Consider the following 23,519-nt stretch of genomic DNA (forward strand, 5'->3'; position numbering starts at 1 on the left):
GTCACAGTCCACCCGTACGCTACGGCGCATGAGCGCAGAGTCTCCCTCGGGACGGGTGATCGACGGCCGCTTCACGCTGGTGGAGCGGCTCGGCAGCGGCGGCATGGGCATGGTCTGGCGGGCCCGGGACATGGCCCTGCACAGGGACGTCGCGCTCAAGGAGGTCCGGCCCCCGGACCCGAACCTCGCGGAGTACGACCCCGAGGGCGCCCGCACCCTGCGCGCCCGCGTGCTGCGCGAGGCCCGCGCACTGGCCCGCCTCGACCACCCCAACGTGGTCACCGTCCACCACATCGTCGACCCCGGCGAGGACGGCTACCCATGGATCGTGATGGAGCTGGTGGCCGGTTCCTCCCTCCACGACCGGCTCGCCGCCGGACCCGTGGAGCCCGCAGAGGCCGCCGAACTGGGGCGCGGCGTCCTCTCCGCCCTGCGCGCCGCCCACGCCTCCGGCATCCACCACCGTGACGTCAAGCCCGCCAACGTGCTGCTGCGCACCGACGGCCGCCCCGTCCTCACGGACTTCGGCATCGCCGCGATCCGGGAGTCGACCAGCCTCACGGCCACCGGCGCCCTCATCGGCTCGCCCGACTACATAGCCCCCGAGCGCATCCGGGGCACCGAGGGGGACCCCTCATCCGACCTCTGGTCGCTCGGCATGATGCTGTACGTCGCCGTCGAGGGCCGCCACCCGCTGCGCCGGGCCACCACCCTGGCCACCCTGGCCGCCGTCCTCGACGAGGAGATCCCGCCGCCGGTACGGGCCGGGGCCCTCGCCCCGGTCCTGGGCGCGCTCCTGACCCGGGACATTGCGGCCCGCCCGGACGCCGAGACCCTGGACGCCCTGCTGGCCGAGGCCGCCCGCACCGGTTCCGGCGACGGGAGCCCGGCCCGGGCCCCGGGCCCGACGCCCACGGAGCCGGTGTGCGATCGGCCCGCGCCCTCCGGGCCCGGAGGGCCGGAGGGCCGTGTCCCGACCGCATACGGCTTCCCGCCGACCCCCGCGCCCGTACCGAACAACCCGCCCGCGCCCGTACCGAACAACCCCTACCGGCCGGGCAACCCCTACCAGCAGTCGTACGCGGCTGCCGTTCCCGTCCTCACCGAGGAGGAGCGCAGACGGCGGAGCCGGCGCCGCACCCGGATGGCTGCCACCGCCTCGTCCGTCGTCTCGGCCCTGGTGCTCGCGGGCGTGGTCCTCTGGACGAGCGATGTCCTGCCCTTCGGGCGTTCCGGTTCCGACGGCGGCGACCGCCCCCGTGACACCGCGGGCGCCCCTGCGGACGGCTCGAAGGAGACGCCCCCGGCCTCCAACCCGACGCCGGAGGGGGTTGCCGACGACGAAGGCGACGACGACGATCGCCAGGGGGGCGAGGAACCGGAGACCCCCGAGAACCTGCTCACCCCGGACGGAGCGCGGGCGGCGATCAAGGCGCTGAAGCCACTCATGGGCGGGACGAAGGTCACCGACTTCACGCTCCACGGCGAACACGCCTCCGCCGAGGCGCCGCTGGAGTCCAACTCCCGCCTCTACGACCGGTTCAGCTACCGCGACGGCCAGGCGAAGAACGACGAGCTGGGCGGCACGCTGACGTCCGGGGAAACGACGGTCGACCTGAACTCCGTCGACTGGGACGCGCTGCCCGCCCTCCTGCGCACGGCGGGGCGGACGCTCAACATCCCGGAGCCGGAGAGCCGTTACGTCATCGTGGACCCCTCGTCACCCTTCCACGACGACCGCCCGGTCCTGCGCGTCTACGTCACCGACTCACACGGCGGAGCCTTCCTCACCGCGCACCTGGACGGGCGGGTCATCGAGAAGAGCCCGCGTCCGAAGGGCTGACGCCCCGGGGGACCGACACCGGCCGGACCGGGTCCGGCAGCACGGGCAGATCCAGGCCGAAGGGGCTCCGCTCGATGACGTAGGTGCAGCTCGTGTACGTGTAGCCGGGCCGGACCTTCGACCCGGCGGAGTAGCTGTCCACCCGGGCGGTGGCGCCCGTGCCGTGCTTGTAGAGGAAGTGGTAGTCCCCTGCCGGGAGTCGCAGCCGTGCCTTCGGGTAGCTTCTGCCGCTCGTCCGGCAAGCCTGCCGCGCGCCGACGGCCGCGCCGCTGTACCGCCTGCATCCGTCGCAGGCCTTCAGGGAGACGGTGCCGGTGACCGGGCCGGTGTAGAGCACCTCGACTGCGTTCGGCGCGTCGTTGCTGATGACCAGCTCCATCCGGGCACCTCCGGGGCGGCCCTTCGGGGGCAACCGCCTGCCCGCCGGGGGCCGGTCGGCGGCGATCTCGGCGGCGATGGCTATGTCCCGCGCCCGGCGCACCCGCTCGTCGCTCTTGTACGTCCGGGCGAAGTCCGTCATCGTCCTTCGCGCGTCCCCGAACTTCCTGTCCTTGAACTGATCTACCCCGCAGGCGTACGCCCCGTCCACCACACCCTTGTCCGCATCGGCGCGCAGCGCCTTCACCCGGTCGGAAGGCAGCCCGGCCGCGGTGGTGCCGAGGCGGCGCAGCACCGCCGTGGCCGCGCACGGCTCGGCGCCCTTCAACGCCGCGACCTGGGCCTTGATCCGCTCGCTGATCGCCGGTCCGACCTGCTGGGCGGGCGCGGAGTCTGGGAACGTACGCAGCAACTCGCCCAGCTCCGCACCGCCCCCGCCGCTGCCTCCGGCCGCAGCGCCCAGGCGCGAGACCCCGCACCCGTACAGCGAGGCGGCGAGGGGTTCGTCGGGCCAGGCGGCCAGGGTCCCGAGAAGCCTCTCGCCGACCGCGTCCGGCAGGGTGCGCAGATAGGTCAGCGGTTCGACGGCTTCGCAGTGCCGCTTCTTCGCGTACGGGGCGGAGACAGCGTCGTAGTACGCCTTCAGGCGGTCCGGGAGCAGCTTGGCGGCCCGGGAGGCCGGGTGGTCCTCGGCGAGCGCGCGATAGACGCCGAGCGCCTTCTCGTACTCGCCCTTCGCCGCCCCGAAGGGCTGCCGAGCCGCCGCCGCGACCCGCTGGTCCCCGCCCTCCAGCCGCTCCAGCAGCATCTGCTCCCGGGCCTCGTCCCGCGCGGAGCCGTACACCACCGCCCCACCCGCCGGCACGGCCAGCAGCACCACCCCGAGACCGGCCGCCAGCACCGGCCGCCACGACCCGCCCAGCGCCGAACGCCGGGCGATCCGGGCCCCGTCGGCGGCGGCGAGTACGAGCACGGCCAGATACCCGACGAGGACGCCCCCGGGCACCCCGTCCGGATCGGCGGGCAGCGCGACGAACAGCAGGGCAGCCGTGGCCGCCCAGCACCCGGCCGCCCGCCCCCAGCGCCCCAACAGGGCGTAACCGAGCCCGAGCCCGGCCAGATTGAGCATCCCGGCGGCAACCGCCCGCAGCCCGGCCCCGTCGGGCGGCGGCCCGGCATCAGGTGCGTGGGAGGGCGGCGGCCCGGCCTCCTGCGCATGGGAGGGCGGTGGCCCGGCCTCCTGCGCATGGGGGGACGGCGGACCGGCATCCGGCGCATGGGAAGGCGGTGGCGGGACCGCCCCGCCGATCCCGGGCGAGGCCCCCTGTCCCGCATGTCCCGCAACCCCGTGCTGATCACCGGACTCCATAACGGTCCCCCCACCGTCGAGCCGCACACGTCACCGTGATCCTGCCCGGTTCTGTCCCCGGTCACGCACAGAATCCGTCACCGCCACCTCGACCCCTTGGCGCGTCTCCGGGCCGCAGGCCGGACGGCTCATCCTCTACACTGCCCAACGCCGCGACTGGCGCGTGCCCCGGGCAGGGGCGCTCCGTGGAACCGACCACGAGGAAGCGGCACACCCCGGGCCCGCCCGGGGCGTCATCTCCGGAGAGCCGTCCGCCTGGGCATCCGGGTCCACGCCGCATCGAGCGGCCGACCCGGAAGGACCCCTTCCATGACCACCCGGACCCCGGCAACCGCACCCTCTGCCACCACCGCGCCCGCGCCCCGCCATCCGGCCCTCATCTCCGCCGACCCGGAGCTGGCCGCCCTGATCGGTGCGGAGGAACGGCTCCAGGCCGACACCCTGCGCCTGATCCCCAGCGAGAACTACGTCTCGGCCGCCGTACTCGAAGCCTCCGGCACGGTGCTCCAGAACAAGTACTCCGAGGGCTACCCCGGCAAGCGGTACTACGAGGGCCAGCAGGTCATCGACCAGGTCGAGACCCTGGCGATCCGCCGCGCCCGGGCCCTCTTCGGGATGGATCACGCCAACGTCCAGCCGTACTCCGGCTCCCCGGCCAACCTCGCCGCCTACCTGGCCTTCCTCCAGCCCGGCGACACGGTCCTCGGCATGTCCCTCCCGATGGGCGGCCACCTCACCCACGGCTGGGGCGTCTCGGCCACCGGCCGCTGGTTCCGGGGCGTTCAGTACGGAGTCCGCAGGGACACCGGCCGGATCGACCTGGACGAGGTCCGCGACCTGGCCCGCGCCGAGCGGCCCAAGCTCATCTTCTGCGGCGGTACGGCCGTACCCCGCACGATCGACTTCGCGGGCTTCGCGGAGATCGCCCGCGAGACCGGCGCCGTACTGGTCGCCGACATCGCGCACATCGCGGGCCTGATCGCGGGCGGCGCGCACCCCTCGCCCGCCGGGCACGCGGACGTCGTCTCCACCACCACCCACAAGACCCTGCGCGGCCCCCGTGGCGCGATGCTGCTCAGTACGGCCGAACACGCCCGCGCCATCGACCGCGCGGTCTTCCCCGGCCTCCAGGGCGGCCCGCACAACCAGACCACCGCCGCCATCGCGGCCGCCCTGGGTGAAGCGGCCACCGCCGGCTTCTGCGCGTACGCCCACCAGGTCGTGGCCAACGCCCGCACGCTGGGGGAGGAGTTGGCGGCGCGCGGCTTCGACCTGGTCTCCGGCGGCACCGACAACCACCTCCTGCTGATCGACCTCACGAACAAGGACGTCCCGGGCAAGGCGGCAGCCCAGGCCCTCGACCGCGCGGGCGTCGTCGTCAACCACAACGCCGTCCCCTACGACCCCCGCAGGCCCTTCGACCCCTCCGGCATCCGCATCGGCACCCCCGCCCTGACCTCCCGCGGAGTGCCCGCCTCCGCGATGGCCACCGTCGCCACGTGGATCGACACAGCCGTCGAGGCGGCCCGCAGGGGCGACGAGGCCGCACTCACCACGATCCGCGCCGAGGTGAAGGAGCTGATGGACGCCCACCCGGCGCCGGGACTGCCGATGGCCTGACCGGGCAAGTCGTTCCCGGTGCGGGTTTCGTCATGTCATGTGGCGGATGGGGAGCCGATATTTCCCTCACCCCGGTACCCGACGGTGTCCCGCCGCAGCGCGCCGTGCTGGCCGGGATTGTCGAGACGGCACTCAACGCACTGTGGGACGCGCCGCCGAGGGTCGGCGACCGCATGGGCCGTCGTGGGCGCGGTCGCGGTCGGCTGCTCCGTAGCGGCGCTTCTCGCCCGGTTCCCCGGCGTCCGGGTCCAGCTCGTCGACATCGACCCGGCCCGGGCGGAGGCCGCCGCCGAGCTGGGCGTCGAGTTCGCCGCTCCCGTACACGGGACGGGTGACTGCGATCTCGTCTTTCACGCCGGCGCCACCCAGTCCAGGCTGCGGCGCTCGCTCGAACTGCTCGCCTCCGAGGGCTGTGTGGTCGACCTGAGCTGGTACGGGGACCAGCCGGTGACCCTGCCGCTCGGGGAGTTCTTCCATTCCCGGCGCCTGACGCTGAGGAGCAGCCGGGTCGGCGCCGTCCCGCCGGGGAGACGGGGGCGGTGCACCACCGGAGACCGGCTCGCCCAGGCACTCGATCTGCTGCGGGACCCGGTCTTCGACGCGCTGATCACCGGCGAGTCCGACTTCGACGAACTTCCGCGCGTGATGGCCGAGATCACTGCCGGTCGGCTGCCCGGACTCTGCCATCGCATCCGCTACAGCCCTCAGCACCCCGGCACCGCCGTCCCCTCTGCCGAAGTTGCCGGCCATGCCGACGAGACACTCGGCCCCCTTCTGGTGGGAGAGGCCGCAGCGCCGGTGTTCCTGAGGCCCGCTCCGTACCCCGGGGGGCCCCGGCCCGGATGAGACTGGTCGACGCACGTGCCGTCGGCGATGTGGCCCTGCTGCGGTTCGCCCCGAAGGAACGTTCCGTCGAGCCCCTCGAAGTCAGCTGACCACAACCGTAGTTGACGACCCATAGGTATGATCGCGGGGCGTGCGGGCGGCCTGTCACAGGCGGAACGGGGGACGGTCATGAGCAAAGCGGTGGAACTGGCGGATGTCATCACCCAGTTGCGGAGTGAGCTGAGCCGGGCCATGGCGGCGGGGGACGACGACGAGATCCGCTTCCAGGCGGAGAAGCTGGAGCTGGAACTCACCGTGGGGGTGGAACGGAGCCTGGAGCCGGGAGTCAAGGTCCGGTTCTGGGTGCTCGACGCGCAGAGTTCCGCGCGTGCCGCCCACATGACCACGCAGCGGATCACACTCACCCTCCAGCCGGTGCGCGGCGACGCGCCCGACAGCCCCGTGCTGATCTCCGGCGCCGAGCTGCCTGATGAGGTCTGACCCCCGGAACGGTGGGGGCGGCCTTGACCCGCATCGGCTCGCGGAGATCATCGTCAGGACCGGAAGCGGCAGGCGGCGCGGCTCCGGCTACCGGATTTCCGCCGGTGTCGTTCTCACGGCTGCCCACGTGGTCGCCGACGCGACCGAGGTGGTCGTGCGGTGCGACGCCGACCGGCCCGGTGAATGGTCGGTCCCGGCGGCCGTGGCCTGGGCCGACGGAAGCAGCGACCTCGCCGTACTGAATCTCACGTCACCGGCGGCCCTCCCCGTGGACGCGGACATCGCTCCGGCGCGTTTCGGGCGCATCGCCGACGACCGGCACGGCGTGTTCGTCGTGCACGCCGCGGGGTTCCCGCTGTGGAAGCGACGTCGCCGGCCGGACGGTACGTACTTCCGTGAACTGCACCAAGCGGACGGTACAGTCGCGGCGCTCTCCAACCTCCGTACGGGCACGCTGGAGATGACCGTGGCACCGGCCGGCGCCGACCCCGACCCCGACGTGTCGCCCTGGGCAGGCATGTCCGGCGCCGCGGTGTGGGCGGGCAGCCGCATCGTCGGCGTCGTCGCCGAACACCACCGCTGGGAGGGTACGGGCAGGCTCACCGCCGTCCGTCTCGACCGGGCCGTGCGCCAGCTCGCCGCCCCGGACCGTGTGGAGTTCGCCCGGCTCACCGGGTTCCCCGCGACGGCGGACCTGCCTTTCGCGGTGCCGGGGGAGTCGGTGGAACCGCCCGGCGACGGGGACCCCGACCCCGAGGTGCGGGTGGTGGGGGTGCCGGTGGCGCACGGTATCGAGCTGTTCAAGAACCGCACCCACGAGACCGACCTGATCGCGGGCCACCTGAGCGACCCCGCCAACCGCATGGTGACAGTGATCGGGCGGCGCGGCATCGGGAAGAGCGCGCTCGCCGCGAAGGTCATGGACCTCCTCGACCGCGGCACATGGCCCGGAACCGTCCGGGGCCCGGTCCCGTCCGGCCTGGTCAACCTCTCCACCCGCACGACCGGGATATCGCTGGAGCGCCTATTCTTCGACTGCGCCCGCCTGCTCGGCCCCGAGCGGGAAGCGCGTCTGCGCGAGGTCTGGTCCACCGGCGGGACGGTCCACGACCGGCTGGACCAGCTGCACGCGGCCATGGGCGGGCGCCTGATCGTCATCCTCCTGGACAACCTGGAGGACCTGCTCCACGACGACGGCGGCATCGCCGACGAGGGCCTTGCGGTCTTCCTCGACTGGCTGTTCCGGACCCGGGGCACTCCGCGTCTCCTCGTCACCAGCCAGTTGCCGGTACGCCTCGCGCCCGAACTGCGGCGCTTCACCGCGCAGGTGGAGCTCTCCAAGGGCCTCGGATCCGCCGAGGCGGCGGCCCTGCTGCGTGAACTCGACCGGGACGGCAGCCTCGGCATCGCCGACCTGTCCGACGACGAACTGCTGAACGCCGCGGTCCGCGTCCACGGTGTGCCGCGCGCGCTGGAACTCCTCGTCGGCGCGGTCGCCGGAGACACCTTGCTGCTGCCCACGCTCAGCGACGTCCTGAAGGACTTCACGCACCGGCACGACGTCGTCGCCGACCTCGCCCAGGACCGCTACCGGCGCCTCGACGAGCAGGCACGTGCGGTGCTCGGAGTCCTTGCCGCCCTCCGTATCCCCGTGAAGCAGGCGGCGGTCGAGGAGATCCTCGCCGGACTCGACCCGAGCCTGCCGGTGACCCCCGCCCTCACCTCCCTCGTCCGCACGCACCTGGTCTCCGTGGACCGGCCGAGCCGTACCCTCGCCCTGCACCCCATGGACGCCGACCTCGCCTACGCCCAGATGCCCTCGCACGGTTCCCTCGGGAGGCAGACAGTGGAACGACGGCTCGCAGCTTGGTACGCGGGGCAGCGCCGCCCCGACGACGCATGGCGGTCGCCGGAGGACCTCGAACCGCACCGGCGGCAGTTCGAGCACCTGGTGCGCGCGGACGACCACGACGCCGCCGCACGCGTGCTGAACGAGATCAGTGAATGGCTCGTCTGGCACGGCTCCGTCCTCTCCGCGGTCTCGATGCACCTCACCGTCCGCGGGCACATCGGCGACGACCGGGTACGCCTCGCCCACACCGTCGCCTACGGACACGCCAGGCTCAGCGCCGGTCCGATGGAGCAGGCGGTCGACCTGTTCACCGAAGCGGTGGAGCTCGCCGAACGCCTCGGAGACCGGTCCGCGCTACAGAACGCCCTGTTCGGCCTCGGCGACGCCCACCGGCAGATCGGGAACCTCGGAACCACCGTCGAACTCCTCACCCGGGCCGCCGGGCTCGCGGGCGAGCTGGGCGACACCGAGCGCGAGGCGCATGCCCTGCTCTCCCTCAGCCTCACCCACAGCTACCTCGGCGACGGCGAGCGCGCGCTGGACGGCGCCGACTGGCTGGCCGCGATCGCCGACGCGAGCGGAGATCCGCTCACCACCGCACGGGCCGGTAACGCACGCACCATCGCCCTGCTCACCCTGGGCCGCTGGCAGGACACCATTGCCGCAGGCGCCGAGACGGCCAGGGCCTACCGGGCCTCCGGCACCCCGGAGGCGATCGCCTACGCACTGAACGCGCAGGGCATCGCGTTCCTGGCCCTCGACGCCCCCGCCCAGGGAATCCCGGTCCTCGAAGAGGCCTGCCACGAGGCCTCACTGATGGAGAACCCCCGGGGCGAGGGCGTCTGCCTGCTCAATCTCGCCTGGGCGTACTGGTGCGACGGCCGTCATGGGCAATCCGCCGGCACGGCCGAGCGCGCCTCGACCGTCCTCCGGATCGCCGGCTCCGCCCAGGAGGAGGCGGCCCGCTCCCTGGCCGAGGCCGCCCGTGCCCGCCCCCTCGCGCCGCGGAAGGCGGCGGCCGCCCTGAACCGAGCGGCCGCCTCTCTGGACGGCAACGCCGAAGTCATCGCCCCCGCCTGGCTCACCGAGCACGCCGACCGGCTGGCGGACGGGGCCGCCCCGGCAGCCGGACCGCAGCCCGAGGCCTGAGATCGCAGACGCACCGTGGGGCACCTGCGTCACAGAAGTCCCTTCCATCCGTCACAGCGATCTCCTAGTCTCACACTCTGTTCACATGTGGTCTGTTCACTTCTGACAATTGCTGACCTTGCGACAGAGGTCAGGCGCGGGGGTAGTGAAGCATGCGGGAAAACCGGCGCTCGAAGTTGAGCGTTCTCGCCGGTGCGTCGGGACTGGCGCTCTCGGCCGTCACCGCGACACCAACACTGGCCGACGACGTACCGGAGAGCCCCCGGGAAGTGGAGATGGCCGCGGACGTGAAGGTCGTCGAAGGCATAGCCCCGGCACTTGGACCGGCCGCAGGACCGGCCGCAGGACCGGCCGGAGCGGCCGAGGCCGCTACGGCCTCGGACACATGCCTGGGCTCCACCGCCGCCTATGGCTCCAGCGGGTGCTTCCAGCACAACGCCGACATCGTCTGGGCGGGCGACACGAAGAAGGACGGCATGTCCGCGGCTGTCGGCGTCTACACCGACTACGGGCGCGCCGAGGAGGTCTGCGTCAACAATCTCGGCGTGAACACCTGGGCGGGCTGCGACAAGGACTACCGGGAGAGCGGGAACGTGCGCCTTCGCGTTCTGCGCTACGACGGCGACACCGGCAAGTTCTACCAGCCTGAGGCCTGGTCCGGCTGGGTCCCGGTCGACGGAAAGTACTGACCGGAAAGTACGGAAAGTACTGACCGGAAAGTACTGCCCCGCCCACCTTGGTGCGCTCCGCTCGACCGCGACGGTGCGGAGCGCACGAAAAAACCGGACCAGCCTCGCTGGTCCGGTTCTTCAATCCGGAAGTGCCCCCGGCAGGATTCGAACCTGCGCACCCGGCTCCGGAGGCCGACTGTCCTTGCGGTGTTTTCCCAGATCACACTGATAAGTGATGCTGAGTCATATGTGCGGTCCCATACGCGTCCCGTCAAAATGAAATGCTCCGTTTGGTGGTTGTTTTTGCTCATTGAGGGCTAATCTGATGTCAGGCTCTGAGTGGAAGCAGGGAGTTTGAGGCTGCCTGTGTCTGTCCGAAGGCTGGCCCCACCATGATCGCTCAGGAAGCAGTTCAAAATGGGGCGTGAGTCGAGGAGCGGATGCGGCTGATGGGCGAGAGTGCCCTGTGATCGCAGGATGCGCAGACTGTTCCAGGCTTGCACGGGAATTACATGATGCCGCGGTGGGGTGGCCCCTGGACTTCACCGCCGTAGATTCCTCCTGCTGGCGAGTCTGTGTGCGGCACAATGGCGAGACGGCAAGCGGGGAGGGGGCGGGCGTGCACGCGCAGGAGACGACGTTCAGCAAACTGGTCCATGGCGAGACGCAGTTCCAGGTCCCGCTCTATCAACGCACTTACACATGGCAGCGCGACGAGCTGAGCCAGTTGTGGGACGACGTCCTGGAACTCGTCGAGGACAAGCGGGCGGGCAACGAGCCGGCGGCACACTTTCTCGGGTCGGTCGTGCTCGCGCCGGAGCGGGTCGCGGCGGGCGGGATGCAGCGCTGGCTCGTCGTGGACGGTCAGCAGCGGCTCACCACACTGATGCTCTCCTTCACCGCGCTGCGGGACCGGCACCGGGCTCGTGGGCGCGAGAAGAAGGCCGCCCGCATTCACGACCTGATCCTGGTCAACGGTTACCAGGACGGGAACGACCACTATCGCCTGTTGCCCACGCAGGCCGACCGTGAAGCGTTCGTCGCCTGCGTGGACTCCCTCCCCACGGCCGGAGGAGCGGGGAACATCGGCGGCGCCTACCGGTACTTCCTCGCTGTCCTGACCGAGGGTGAGGAGACCGCCGAGGAGGACGGGTCCGGCGAGCAGTGGATCGGTGCCGTGGAGTCCGTCCTCCGGGACCTTCTCTCCATCGTGTCGATCACCGCAGCCGAGGGCGACAACGTCTACCGGATTTTCGAGTCCATCAACAACACCGGCGTCGGCCTGAGCCAGAGCGACCTGCTCCGCAACTACCTCTTCATGTGCCTGCCCAGACGTGGCGAGGCCGTCTACCGCAACCTGTGGCTTCCGATGCAGGAACTGCTGGGACCGAGCAGGCTGGAGCTCCTCGTCTGGCTCGACCTGGTCGTCGGAGGCGACAGCCGCGCCAAACAGAGCGAGATCTACCGGGACCAGAAGAAGCGCCTCGAACCACTGAGTTCCGACGAGGAGGCGCTGGAGGCGGAGGTCCTCCGGCTGCGGGTGAGGGCGGGCCGCCTCATGCGGATCGTCGAACCGTGGCGGGAGAGCGACCCGCGTCTGCGTGACGTCCTGGAACGCCTTGCCCGTTGGAGCGGTCAGACACACTACCCGCTGGCGCTCCTCCTGCTCGACCGGCTGGACGAAGGCGACTGCACACCCGGCGAAGCCGCCACTGCCCTCTCCTACGCCGAGAGTTACCTGGTCCGGCGTCTGTTCGCCGGTAACTCCACCACGGGCAACAACCGGACCTTCATGCAACTGCCCAAGGAGGTCGAGCGGGAACTGGAGAACGGGCGCCCACTCGCCGACGCCGTACGCCACGCCCTGTCCGCCAGAACCGGGACCGGCGTCTGGCCCTCCGACGCCGTCGTGCGGACGTCGATCCGCAGCCGTCCTTTCTACAAGTCGGGCCGGTCGAACCAGCGGTTCGAGGTGCTGCGCCGGTTCGAGGAAAGTTTCGGCGCCAGCGAACCGGTCGACTTCACCAGGGCGAAGCTCACCGTCGAGCACGTCCTGCCGCAGCGGCCCGCTCAGCAGTGGTTCGACCTTCTCGCCGAGGAGGCCGGGGAGAGCGAGAGCCCGGAGGAGCTGCACGCCCAACTGGTGCACACCCTGGGCAACCTGACGCTCTCCGGGGACAACGCGAGACTCTCCAACCACCCCTTCCACCGCAAGCAGCAGATCCTGGACTCAAGCGCTCTGCGGATGAACCAGCGAATCGCGGGCGTGGAGCGCTGGGGCAGAGCGGAGATCCTTTCCCGCGCCGACGAACTGGCCGAGCTGGCGTTGGACTTGTGGCCAGGCCCCCTCGACGGCGTGGTCCACGCCGATGCCGAGTGGGCCGGCTGGGGCGAGCTGCGCCAGGCACTGCTGAGCATGCCGGCGGGCACGTGGACGACCTACGGCGACCTGGCGACCCTCATCGGCACCCACGCGGTCGCTGTCGGTAACCACATCAGCACCAGGCCCGCCCTGCACGGCGCCTACCGCGTGCTGATGGCGGACGGAAAGATCTCTCCCGGCTTCCGCTGGCCGGAAGGGCACACAGGTGCCTCCGATCCGCGCGCGGTGCTGGAGAGCGAAGGCGTACGGTTCGACGACCGGGGCCGCGCCCGCCGCTCCCACCGGCTGACGGCTTCCGACCTGGCGACGCTGGTGGGCAGGGACGACTTCGGGAACGAGGCACCCGCGCCCGAGTCCGATGGGGCGGGAGCCGAAGGGGAGTCCGCGGCCACCCGCTTCGAGAAGCTGCTGCACGACAACCAGACGCCGGACACGGTCGCGGGAGTCCTTTCGTGCCTGCGGTTCTGGACCGAACGGGGCGGCGTGCTCACGTACGGCAGGAGCAGCGAGACCAGCTGCTCACCCACACTGCCCCTGGCCGGTTCCCGGGCGCGCTCGGTGTGGCCCCTCGCCCTGTATCCGGTGACCGGGACCGTCGAAGTGGTCTTCCAGCATCTCAAGCGCCGACCGCCCTTCGACGATGAGCAGTCCCGGCGCGAGCTCATGGCCCGCCTGAACGGTGTGGAGGGCATCGACCTGGCGGCGGCCAAGCTGGACCTGCGTCCCGCGTTCCCGCTGGAGGTGTTCGCCGAACACGGTGAGCAGCTCCGCGGCATCCTGGAGTGGTTCGCGCACACGGTCGAGTCGACCCAGGCCCGCGCGGGTGCCGGGACGGCCGCACGGGGCGACGGAGGAGCTGCATAGACTGCTGGCTGGTCCTGCCGGATCCCCCGCACCGAACGGCGGGGCAGCCGGCGGTGAGGGGGAGGCATGGCACCGTGGAACCGCTGAGGGAAGACGACCCGACGGAGATCGGGGGATTCACCCTCGTCTGCCGGATCGGCTCCGGCGGCATGGGCCAGGTGTTCCTGGGCGAGTCCGCGGCCGGCCACCAGGCCGCGGTCAAGGTGATCAAGTCCTCCGTGCTCGACGAGGACACCCGGGCGCGCTTCCTGTCCGAGGTGGAGAGCCTGCGCACGGTCTACGGGCCCTTCGTCGCGGCCTTCGTCGGAGCCGACGCCGATGCCGACCGGCCCTGGCTCGCCGTCGAGTACGTCCCCGGACCTGATCTGCGGACCCTCGTCGCCGGCCAGGGGCCCCTGCCGCTCGCGGAGACCGCGAGCCTCGGCGCGCTGCTCGCGGAGGGGCTCGGCACGGTCCATGACGCGGGGCTGCTCCACCGCGACCTCAAGCCGCAGAACATCCTGCTCGCCCCCTACGGGCCCAAGGTGATCGACTTCGGCCTCGCGGTGCTCGCGGAACGCCGTACCGCCCTGACCGCCACCGGTTACGTCGTCGGCAGCGTCCTGTGCATGCCGCCGGAGCAGGCCCGGGGCGAGCAGCAGCTGGACCGGTCCGCCGACGTGTACGCGCTGGGGGCGGTGCTCCTCTACGCCGCGGCCGGGCACTACCCGTACGAGGGACCGACCTGGCAGGCCGTCGCCCTCAAGATCGAGGACCCGGCGACCCCTCCCGACCTGGCGGGCGTACCGCCCGAGCTGGCCCCGCTGATCACGGACATGTTGGCGTCCGACCCCGACGCCCGCCCCTCCCTGGCCGAGGTCATCGAACGGCTGGTGCACGTCATCCGAGAGCAGGGCCTGACCGCCCTCCAGGCCAAGCGGCGCCTCACCGACCTCACGCCCGAGATCATCGTGCCGCAGCTTCCTCCTCCGGCACCCGCCCCCTCGGCCGACGCCGATGCCTACACGCCTGCGGTCCTCGACCAGGCGGCGGCCGAGGACGACGAGCGAGAAGGCGCACCGGCGTCCTCCGGAGCCGGGCAGCACGGGGCGGACGGAGCGGGGGAGGAGGAAGACGACCCCGACGAGGTCACCCCCGGAGCGGGTACCTCCGCCCACCGGGCCGCCGAGCCCACGCGTCCGGACACCCGCAGGCCACGGGGCGGGGTGACGGCCGTCCGGCCCGCCGCGCCCCTGAGGATCGCCGAGGGGATGCGCGCCGCGTACGCCCGCGAGGCACGTTTCTGAGCCGTGGCCCTTCCCCGTCCAGGCGGGCGCGATGCACTGCCCGGGGAGCCCTCGGCCCTCCCGTTCCATCCCGTACGACGTCCTCCTCCGCCGTGACAGACTTGCATCGGCGAGAGCGCACGCAGCAGGGGAAGAGGAAAGGACCGCGAGTGACCGACCAGGGGGCGACGGAGGAGGGGACCCGGTTCCCGCCGGGCGCGCAGATCCTCGTACGGGACGAGGAGTGGCTGGTCCGCAACACCACCACCACCGACCACGACGGGGAGCGCATCGAGGCGGTCGGCGTCTCCGAGTTCGTCCGGGACGAGGAGGCCGTCTTCTTCAGCGGCATCGACGCGGTGGAACTCCTGGACCCGGAGAAGACGCGCCTCGTGCCCGACACCTCCTCGTACTTCCGGCGCAGCCGCCTGTTCCTCGAAGCGGCCCTGCGCAAGACGCCGCTGCCCCAGTCCGAACGGGGCCTTGCGCTCGCCGACCGCTTCCTGCTCGACCCGCTCGTCTACCAGCAGCGCCCCGCCGAACTCGCCCTGTCCATGCGCAATCTCCGCCCCCGGGTCCTCATCGCCGACGTCGTGGGTCTCGGCAAGACCCTGGAGATCGGCCTCACCCTCGCGGAGCTCATCCGCCGGGGCAGGGGCGAACGCATTCTCGTCGTGACCCCGCAGAGCATCCTGGAGCAGTTCCAGCACGAGCTGTGGACCCGCTTCTCCATCCCGCTCGTACGACTGGACTCCCTCGGCATCCAGCGCGTCCAGCGCGATCTGCCCTCCGGCCGCAACCCGTTCACGCACTACAAGCGCGTGATCATCTCCGTGGACACCCTCAAGAACATCGGCCGCTACCGCCACCACCTGGAACGCATCCGCTGGGACGCCGTCGTGATCGACGAGTCCCACAACCTGATCAACCCGGGCAGCCAGCGCCGCGCCCTCGCGGAGATCCTCGCCCCGCGCACGGACGCCCTGCTGCTCGCCAGCGCCACGCCGCACAACGGCGACAAACGGTCCTTCGCCGACCTGATCTCCCTGCTGGACCCGGCCGCCATCGCCGACCGCGACCACTACGACCCGGCCGAGGACCTGGGCCACCTCTACATCCGGCGCACCAAGATCAGCCCCGAGGTGCGGGACGAGATGGGCACCGAGTGGCCGGACCGTGGGCCGACGGTCTCCCTCCACTGCGCCGCCACGGAGGCGGAGGAACGCGTCTTCGCCGAACTGGCCGAGCACTGGATTCCCACCACGCAGGCGAGCGCGGAGTTCGGCACGGCCGCCCAGGACCCCGTCTCGGTCGCCGTCGAACCGGTCTTCGCCTACAACCTGCTCAAGACCTTCCTGTCCTCGCACAAGGCCCTGGGCGAGACGGTCACGAACCGCGTGGCCTCCCTCCAGGACCGGGTCCACAGGGCCGAGGAGAAGGGGCAACTGCCCGACCCGGCCATCGCCACCGAGCAGGCCGCGCTCGCCCGGCTCCGGCAGATCGTCGACGGCATGGGCGACGGCACCGCTCCCGGCGACTCCGCCAAGCTCGACGCGCTCGTCACCCAGCTGAAGGAGATCGGGGTCGGCCCCCGGTCCACCACACGGGCCGTCGTCTTCTCCGAACGCGTCCGTACGCTGACCTGGCTCGCCGACGTCGTTCCGGCCCGCCTGGGCCTCCCGGTGGGCGCCGACGGCACGTCCAAGGCCGTCGCCGTGATGCACGGCGGTCTCAGCGACGAGGAGCAGGCCAAGGTCCTGGAGTCGTTCGGCCTCGCCGACACCCCCGTACGGCTCCTGTTCACCGGCGACGTCGCCTCCGAGGGCGTCAACCTGCACCGCCAGTGCCACCACCTCGTCCACTACGACATCCCCTGGTCCCTGATCCGCATCGAGCAGCGCAACGGCCGTATCGACCGGTACGGGCAGAAGCACGAGCCCCGCTTCCACGCACTGATCCTCACCTCGGCCACCCCCGGAGCCAAGGACGACCGCACGGTCGCCGAAAAGCTGCTGCGCCGCGAGGAGGAGGCCCACAAGCTCGACGGCACGGCCGAGGCGGTGTCCGGTCTCTACCGGGCCGAGGAGGAGGAGCGCCGCCTCATCAAGGAGCTGGTCCGGGGCGGCACGGTCGAGGAGTTCCTGGACTCCGGGCCCGCCGAGGAGGACACCGCACTGGCCGACCTGTTCGGCCAGGTGGACACCGTCACCGAACACGAGCTGCCCGCCCGCGCCGAACTGATCTCGCTCTTCGACGGTGACACGGCCGACTTCGTCGCCACCGCCCTCGACGAGGTGTACGAGGAGCGCGCCGCGGACCTGATCGGCCTGGCCTCCGGCACCGACGCCCAGGGCGGCGGCTACTTCTCCCTCTCCCCGTCCCTCGCTCCCGACCTGCTCCACCGCCTCAAGGCCCTGCCGCCCTCCTACCTCAGGGAGCAGCGCGTCGCCGACCGGATGCTGGTCACCTCCGACCGCGCCCTCGCGCAGCGCAAGCTCGACGAGGCGAGGAGCAGCAGCACCACGATGTGGCCCGAGGTCTCCTTCCTCACCGACATCCACCCGGTGGTGGAGTGGCTGACGGACAAGGTGCTGGTCGAGTTCGGCCGGCAGGAGGCCCCGGTCATCACCACACCGCACGTCGACGGCCCCGTCTTCCTCGTCCAGGGCATCCACTCCAACGCCCTCGGCCGCCCGACCGTGGTCCGCTGGATGGCCGTGGGCGGCCTGCGCCCCGACGGAACCGGGACGCCCGAGGTGCGCCCCATGGCCGACGCGCTGCGCGACGCCAAGGTCGGCCCGAGGCTCGCCCGCACCGGTGGCCCGCAGGACCCCGACGGCCTCCAGGCCCTCGTCCCCGCCGCCGTCGCCGCCGCCCGCCACCACCTGGACGCGGGCCGCGCCCAGTGGGAGGAGCGGATCAGCGGGCCTCTCGCCGCCTACCGCGCCCATGTCGCCCGCTGGCGCACCGACTCCCTGCTGCCCGGCGTCACCGACCGGCGCGAGCGCCTCGTCGAGGAGACCGCCGACGAACTGGCCCGCCTCCTCGACCAGTTGCAGACCACCGGCCGCCCGCTGCTGCGGGTCCTCGCCGTCCTCGACCGCCCCGGCACCCCTGACGCCCCCGGAACCGACCCGGCCCCGTTGACCGGCTCACCGGGCTCGTCCGCCGCCCACCCGTCCGACGCCCAGGCGGAGAACTGACGTGACGTACGACTCCCTCGTCAACCACGGCGACTACCTCTCGCCGCACTACCTCGCCGAAGTCCTCCCCAAGGACCTGAAGGCGAAGGACGGCCTCCTCACCCGCTGGGCGGCCTTCGAGGAGGCCGAACGGCGACGCCACGCCGACGCGGTGGCCGAGGCCGCCCGCGAGGGCCTCGACCGTGACGCCGTACCGCCGCGCGCCCGCACCCCCCGGGAGGGGCTGCGGGTCCTGCACGGCCCCTACTTCGCGGGCCGCGCCGCGCTCGCCCAGGACGCCGCCGCGCTCACCGAGCCCGCCGCGCTCGCGCCCGAGGGGTGGCGCAAGCGGTACACCGAGAGCCACCTGGAAACCCTCCGCGCCCTCGGGTACACGGACGCCCACGAGCAGACCGTCACCGTCCACAGCGCCGACCGCGCCTACGACATCCAGGTCCTCCACGCCGAACCCGGCCTGTACGCGGTCGGCTGCGGCTGGACCACCGAATCCGACGCGGCCCTGGACCCGGACGGCGCGGGCCGCCTGCTCCACCCGGTGCGGACGGAGACCTCGGCCCCCGACCTCACGGACGCCAAGGCCCTCACCGACTTCCTCTTCACCTGCGACACACCCCCGCGCCACGTCCTCCTGCTCGTCGGCGGGGTGATCGTCCTCGCCGACCGCCTCGCCTGGCCCGAGGGCCGCTACCTCGCCGCCGACCTCGACGCCGCCCTGCACCGCCGCGACGACCGCCACGGCGGCGAACTCGACACCCTGGCCGCCCTCTTCGGCTCCGACTCGCTGCGCGCCCCCGCCGAAGGCGGCACCGCCCCGCTCGCCGCCTTCCTCGACCGCTCGGGCAAACACGCCGTCGGCGTCTCCACCGAACTGCGGGAGGGCCTGCGGCTGAGCGTCGAGTGGATCGCCAACGAGGTCTTGGACCGCCTGCGCGAACCGGAGAACGGCGTCGCCCCCGCCGACCTGGACGACCCGGCCCGGCTCGCCAAGGAACTCAGCCGCGAGTCGCTGCGCTACCTCTACCGCATCCTGTTCCTCCTGTACGCGGAGGCCAGCCCCGCCCTCGGCATCCTGCCCTCCGACTACCCGGAGTACGAGCAGGGGTACGGCCTCCAGCGCCTCGGGGACCTCGTCCTGCGGGACCTGGTCGGCGAGCGCTCCCGGCGCGGCTTCCACCTGTACGAGTCGCTCGACCTGCTCTTCGAGAAGGTCGAGAACGGCCACCGCCGCTACGGCACCGAGCCCGAGGACCTCGCGGCGGAGGAGGCGGCGCGCGAGGCGACGAAGGCCGAGGGCGAGGCCGCGAAGCTGCTCGCCGCCGGCACGATCACCGAGGCCGAGTACACCGACCGCATCCGCGAGGCCGACCGCGCCCGTCGCGCCGCCGCGCGCTCCACCGGCGCGGGCCTGCGCTTCGAGGCACTGCGCTCCGAACTGTTCGCCAAGAAGGCCGTCCGCCTCATCTCGGACGACCAGATCGAGAACCCGGCGTACGAGGAGGGCGGTACGGACGGCCGCCGCCCCTTCCTGGACACCCGGCTGCGCAACGAGACCCTGCACAAGGTGCTGCGCCGCCTCATGCTCACCAAGGGCCGGGGCAGGGAGCGCGGCGGTTTCATCTCGTACGCCCAGCTCGGCATCAACCAGCTCGGCGCCGTGTACGAGGGCCTGATGTCCTACACCGGCTTCATCGCCGAGGAGGAGCTGTACGAGGTCGCCAAGGGCGGCGACCCCTCCAACGGCAGCTGGATGGTCCCCGCCTCCCGCGCCCAGGACTACGACGACGCCGTCTTCGTCAAGCGCACCGACGAGGAGACCGGCCGCCGGGAGCGGGTGGCCCACCCCCGGGGCTCCTTCGTCTACCGGCTGGCCGGCCGCGACCGCCAGACCTCCGCCTCCTACTACACCCCGAAGTCCCTCACCGAGGTCACCGTTGAACTGGCCCTCAGGCACCGCCTGGACCAGGACGGCACCACCACCCCGGCCAGGGAACTCCTGGAGTGGAAGATCTGCGAACCGGCCCTCGGCTCCGGAGCGTTCCTCAACGAGGCCATCGACCAGGTCGCCGCCGAGTACCTGCGCCGCCGCGAACGCGAGCTGGGCCGCAAGGTGGACCCCGAACTCCGGCAGATCGAGCTCCAGAAGACCAAGGCGTACGTCGCCCTCCACAACGCCTACGGCGTGGACCTCAACGCCACGGCCGTGGAACTGGCCGAGGTCTCCCTCTGGCTCAACTCCATGCACCCCGGCATGCGGGCCCCCTGGTTCGGCCTCCACCTGCGGCGCGGCAACTCCCTCATCGGCGCGGGCCGCAAGGTCTACCAGGCCGACACCCTCACGGGCGGCGGCTGGCTGGCGAAGAAGAACCCCCTGCCCCCCACGGACCTGCCGTTCCGCGACGGCCCCCTCCCCGAGGGAGCGGTGCACCAGTTCCTGCTGCCCGCCGTCGGCTGGGGCGCGGTCGCCGCCGAACCGGAGGCCAAGAAGCTCGCCGAGGACGAGGCCAAGGCGCTCGGCCGCTGGCGCAAAGGCATCCAGAAGGCCCCCAAGGGCCCGAAGCCGTTCCAGGAGCGCGGCGACGAGACCGACGAGGCCCGGAGCAAGCGGTACGAGCGGTGGCGCAAGGCGGCCGACAAGACCGAGCTGGGCCGCCTCCAAGGCGTGGCCCGGCGGGCCGAGTTCCTGTGGTCCCTGGTCGCGACCCGGCTGGAACTCTCCGAACGGGCGGTCGCCCGCCGCGTCGACGTCTGGGGCGCCGACTGGCTAAACCAGTCCACCGAGGCCGAGGACAAGCAGAAGGTCCTGGACGACCTGACCCGCCACGGCACCCCGTACTGGCGGCTGAAGACGGTCATGGACGCCTGGTGCGCGCTGTGGTTCTGGCCGCTGGACCGGGTCGGCGAACTCGACGGCGGCGATCCGGTGTACGGCACGGGGGGCGCCCTTGTGGGTGGGGCGGTGGTCCCGGGGGTGGGGACGGAGGCCGCCGCACCGGAGCAGGCGGCTTCGGTGGCTCCGGGCGATCCCGCGTCCGGCCCGGCGCCGGGGGACCAGCTGTGGCGGACGGCCGGACTGTTCGACGACCCGGACGGGGAGCAGGACGAGCTGGGCGAGGCGCTGGCCTCCTCGGACGGGGGCGTACGGAAGACTCCGGCGGCCAGAAGGTCGGCCCGCTCCGCCCGCCCGCCGGAGCGCCAGGTGGTGCCGCTCCAGAGCTTCGCCGACTGGCTGGAGTTCCTGGAGGCCGTTCTCGGTACGTCAGACATGCCGGAGGAGTCCCTGCTCTCGGGCATCGAGAAGCTCAGCCCGGACGATGCGCTGGAGCTGCTGGCCGATGTGGAGGACCGCCTGGAGGGCTTCCTCGGCATGCGGTCGGCGGCGCTGCTCCCGTTCCGCTACCCGTGGCTGAACACGGTCGAGGACATCGCGGGCACGACGGAGAAGGACATAAGGGCGGAGGACGGCCACGGCTTCTTCCACTGGGAGCTGCACTTCGCGCATGTGTTCCGGGGGGCGGCGGGCGGGTTCGACCTTCAGGTGGGGAACCCGCCTTGGGTGCGGCCGGAGTGGCTTGAAAACCAGGTGCTGGCAGAGCTTGATCCGTGGTTCATGCTCGCCGAACAGCCCGCGGCGACAGAGCGGCGGGAAAAGAAAGCGTTGTTGCTGGGAGACGGAGGGGCACTCAGGTACTACCTGCGTGAGCTCGCTGCGGTCTGCGGGGTATCGGGAGTGTTGGGTTCACCTGCAGCGTACTCCGTGCTCGCCGGGACTCGCCCAGATCTGTATCGAGCCTTCATGAGCCGGGTATGGAGCAATCTTGGCCAGGACGGCATGGCGGGCCTGATCCATCCGGACACCCATTTCGGAGGGGTAAGAGACGGGCGGCTCCGCGGCGCGGCCTACCGGCATTTGCGGCTGCACGCAGGGTTCGTCAACGTTGGTAACTGGGCCTTCGAGGCGAGCAGAAACACCGAGTTTGGTGTGCACATCTATGGTGCATATCAAGAGGCGATCCGTTTCGACAACCTAAGCCGCCTGTATGGTGTCGAGCCCCTGACGGCATCGCTGCTCCATGATGGCAAGGGTGAGGTACCTGGCATGAGGCATGCTGGAACCTGGGACCTGCGTCCGCATCAGGCACGAGTCATTGAGATCAACGAATTTGTGTTGACTGAATGGCGACGGCTGACAGGAGACATGGATGTTCCTGTGTCTCAGGTTGCGCTGCTGCAGCCGACCACTACTCAGGAGCAGGGTGCGATTGAAGCTCTTTCGGCTGTCGGCGTGCGAATCGGTCAGCTGAAGCCGCCTGTCAGCCCAGGCTACAACGAAACGAATGCCAAAAAGGATGGGTTCATTCTCTGGTCTACGTCCCAGCCCGACTCGCTGTCCGAGCTGGTGCTTCAGGGGCCACATTTTGGTATTTGCACTCCGATCGGCAAGCAGCCCAAAGTGCCATGCCGGGGAAATCATGACTGGGTCAGCTTCGACTTGGTAGCTCTTCCGGCGGATGCTGTACCACGGACAAACTACATCCGCCCTGAGGCGCTCTCATTCAGGGAGTACGAACGCGGACAGACTCGCTGGTTGGACCGCTCGCGGTTGAAGGCCGAGTGGCAGCCGAGCGCGGAGGAGTGGGCTACACGCAGCGATGTGCTGACAGAGGAAGAGCTGGAGTTGAATGAGGGCGAGCAGCGGGAGCTACTGCGCCAGCGCCTGTGGTTCTTCCGGCCCTACACTCATTTCTACCGGCTCGCGTGGCGGCGAATGATCCCGTTCAATACCGAGCGGAGTCTCTTCGCGTGCGTTGTGCCGCCTGGTCCGGCACACGTGCACACCGTGCAGTCGATGGCTCTAGGGGACAATCGGACCAGTGCGCTTAATGCTGGTTTCTGGGCTTCGTTGCCTCTCGACTACCTGCTTCGCATCACTGGAAGGTCGGATCTTCAGGTAGCAGAGGCCCACAAGATGCCCTATGCCGACCCCGCCCACCCTCTGTCTGGGCCCCTACTCCTCCGCACACTTCGGCTGAACTGCCTCACAAACGCCTACGCGCCGCTCTGGACTGAGCTGTACGACATGACGTGGCCGGGCTACGAGAACTGGGCTGTGGCCTGGCCTGACCTGGCGCCACTCGCAGGCGGGCTCCAGCGAACCTGGGCGTACGGCACTCCACTCCGTACCGAGTACGAGCGCCGCGCAGCCCTTGTGGAGATCGATGCCCTAGTGGCGGTATGGCTCGGGATGAGCGCGGACGAACTCATCGCCATCCACAAGGCGCGATACGCGATCCTCGCGGACCGCGAGGATCGCATGTGGTTCGACGCCAGGGGGCGGCAGCTGGCGCAGGACCCGTACGCCCACGGCCACGGCCAGACCAAAGAGCACTACGAGCACTTCCTCGCCTACCAGAACAAGGAACGGTCCGAGCCCCCCGAGGGCTACACCGCCCCCTTCTACAAGGCCAACCGCGAGGAAGAGATGCGCGAGGCACACGCGTACTTCTCCGCGCGTCTCCAGGACGCCATCGACCAGGGGAAGTGGACGCCGCCCGCCTCATGAACGGCTGTGCCCCGCACCGGATAACTCCGGTGCGGG

General features: G+C 71.2%; 10 protein-coding genes and 1 pseudogene. 10 read left to right on the forward strand and 1 reads right to left on the reverse strand.

Annotated features, from left to right (window positions below; genetic code table 11):
* The first annotated feature begins 28 nt into the window (after positions 1–28).
* Positions 29–1,843 carry a serine/threonine-protein kinase gene (locus tag RI138_RS23630; RefSeq protein ID WP_311121519.1) on the forward strand — a complete coding sequence of 605 codons (1,815 nt, stop codon included), beginning with the start codon at positions 29–31 and terminating at the stop codon, positions 1,841–1,843.
* Here RI138_RS23630 and RI138_RS23635 read toward each other — a convergent pair.
* Positions 1,812–3,590 carry a hypothetical protein gene (locus RI138_RS23635; RefSeq protein ID WP_398863576.1) on the reverse strand — a complete coding sequence of 593 codons (1,779 nt, stop codon included), beginning with the start codon at positions 3,588–3,590 and terminating at the stop codon, positions 1,812–1,814. The genes RI138_RS23630 and RI138_RS23635 overlap by 32 nt on opposite strands.
* Before the next feature lie 309 nt (positions 3,591–3,899).
* On the opposite strand from RI138_RS23635, the gene RI138_RS23640 reads away from it, so the two are divergent.
* The 9 genes and pseudogenes from RI138_RS23640 to RI138_RS23680 all read left to right on the forward strand — a co-directional run bounded on the left by RI138_RS23640 (position 3,900) and on the right by RI138_RS23680 (position 23,483).
* Positions 3,900–5,210: a serine hydroxymethyltransferase gene (locus RI138_RS23640; protein ID WP_311121521.1), complete on the forward strand. Its 1,311-nt coding sequence runs from the start codon at positions 3,900–3,902 to the stop codon at positions 5,208–5,210.
* A 62-nt stretch (positions 5,211–5,272) separates the two neighbouring features.
* Positions 5,273–5,912, forward strand: a pseudogene (locus RI138_RS23645) (zinc-dependent alcohol dehydrogenase); the annotation flags it as partial.
* Between the two features lie 312 nt (positions 5,913–6,224).
* Entirely contained in the window at positions 6,225–6,536 is a 312-nt protein-coding gene (locus RI138_RS23650) for a trypco2 family protein (protein WP_311121522.1), read from the forward strand.
* On the forward strand, positions 6,526–9,537 hold the full coding sequence (locus RI138_RS23655; RefSeq protein ID WP_311121523.1) for a trypsin-like peptidase domain-containing protein: 3,012 nt from the start codon (positions 6,526–6,528) through the stop codon (positions 9,535–9,537). Before RI138_RS23650 ends, RI138_RS23655 begins: the two co-directional genes overlap by 11 nt.
* Positions 9,538–9,689: 152 nt before the next feature.
* A complete protein-coding gene (locus RI138_RS23660) occupies positions 9,690–10,226 on the forward strand; it encodes a hypothetical protein (protein WP_311121524.1) in 537 nt (178 codons plus the stop codon).
* A gap of 601 nt (positions 10,227–10,827) precedes the next feature.
* Positions 10,828–13,455 carry a GmrSD restriction endonuclease domain-containing protein gene (locus tag RI138_RS23665; protein ID WP_311121525.1) on the forward strand — a complete coding sequence of 876 codons (2,628 nt, stop codon included), beginning with the start codon at positions 10,828–10,830 and terminating at the stop codon, positions 13,453–13,455.
* 74 nt (positions 13,456–13,529) lie between these two features.
* A complete protein-coding gene (locus tag RI138_RS23670; RefSeq protein WP_311121526.1) occupies positions 13,530–14,741 on the forward strand; it encodes a serine/threonine-protein kinase in 1,212 nt (403 codons plus the stop codon).
* Positions 14,742–14,890: 149 nt separating this feature from the next.
* Entirely contained in the window at positions 14,891–17,923 is a 3,033-nt protein-coding gene (locus tag RI138_RS23675) for an SNF2-related protein (RefSeq protein WP_311121527.1), read from the forward strand.
* A gap of 1 nt (position 17,924) precedes the next feature.
* Positions 17,925–23,483 (forward strand): DNA methyltransferase family protein, encoded by a 5,559-nt coding sequence (locus RI138_RS23680; protein ID WP_311121528.1) that lies wholly within the window; start codon positions 17,925–17,927, stop codon positions 23,481–23,483.
* Positions 23,484–23,519: the final 36 nt, after the last annotated feature.

This window comes from Streptomyces durocortorensis, from assembly GCF_031760065.1.
In the GTDB taxonomy this organism is placed as follows: Bacteria; Actinomycetota; Actinomycetes; order Streptomycetales; family Streptomycetaceae; genus Streptomyces.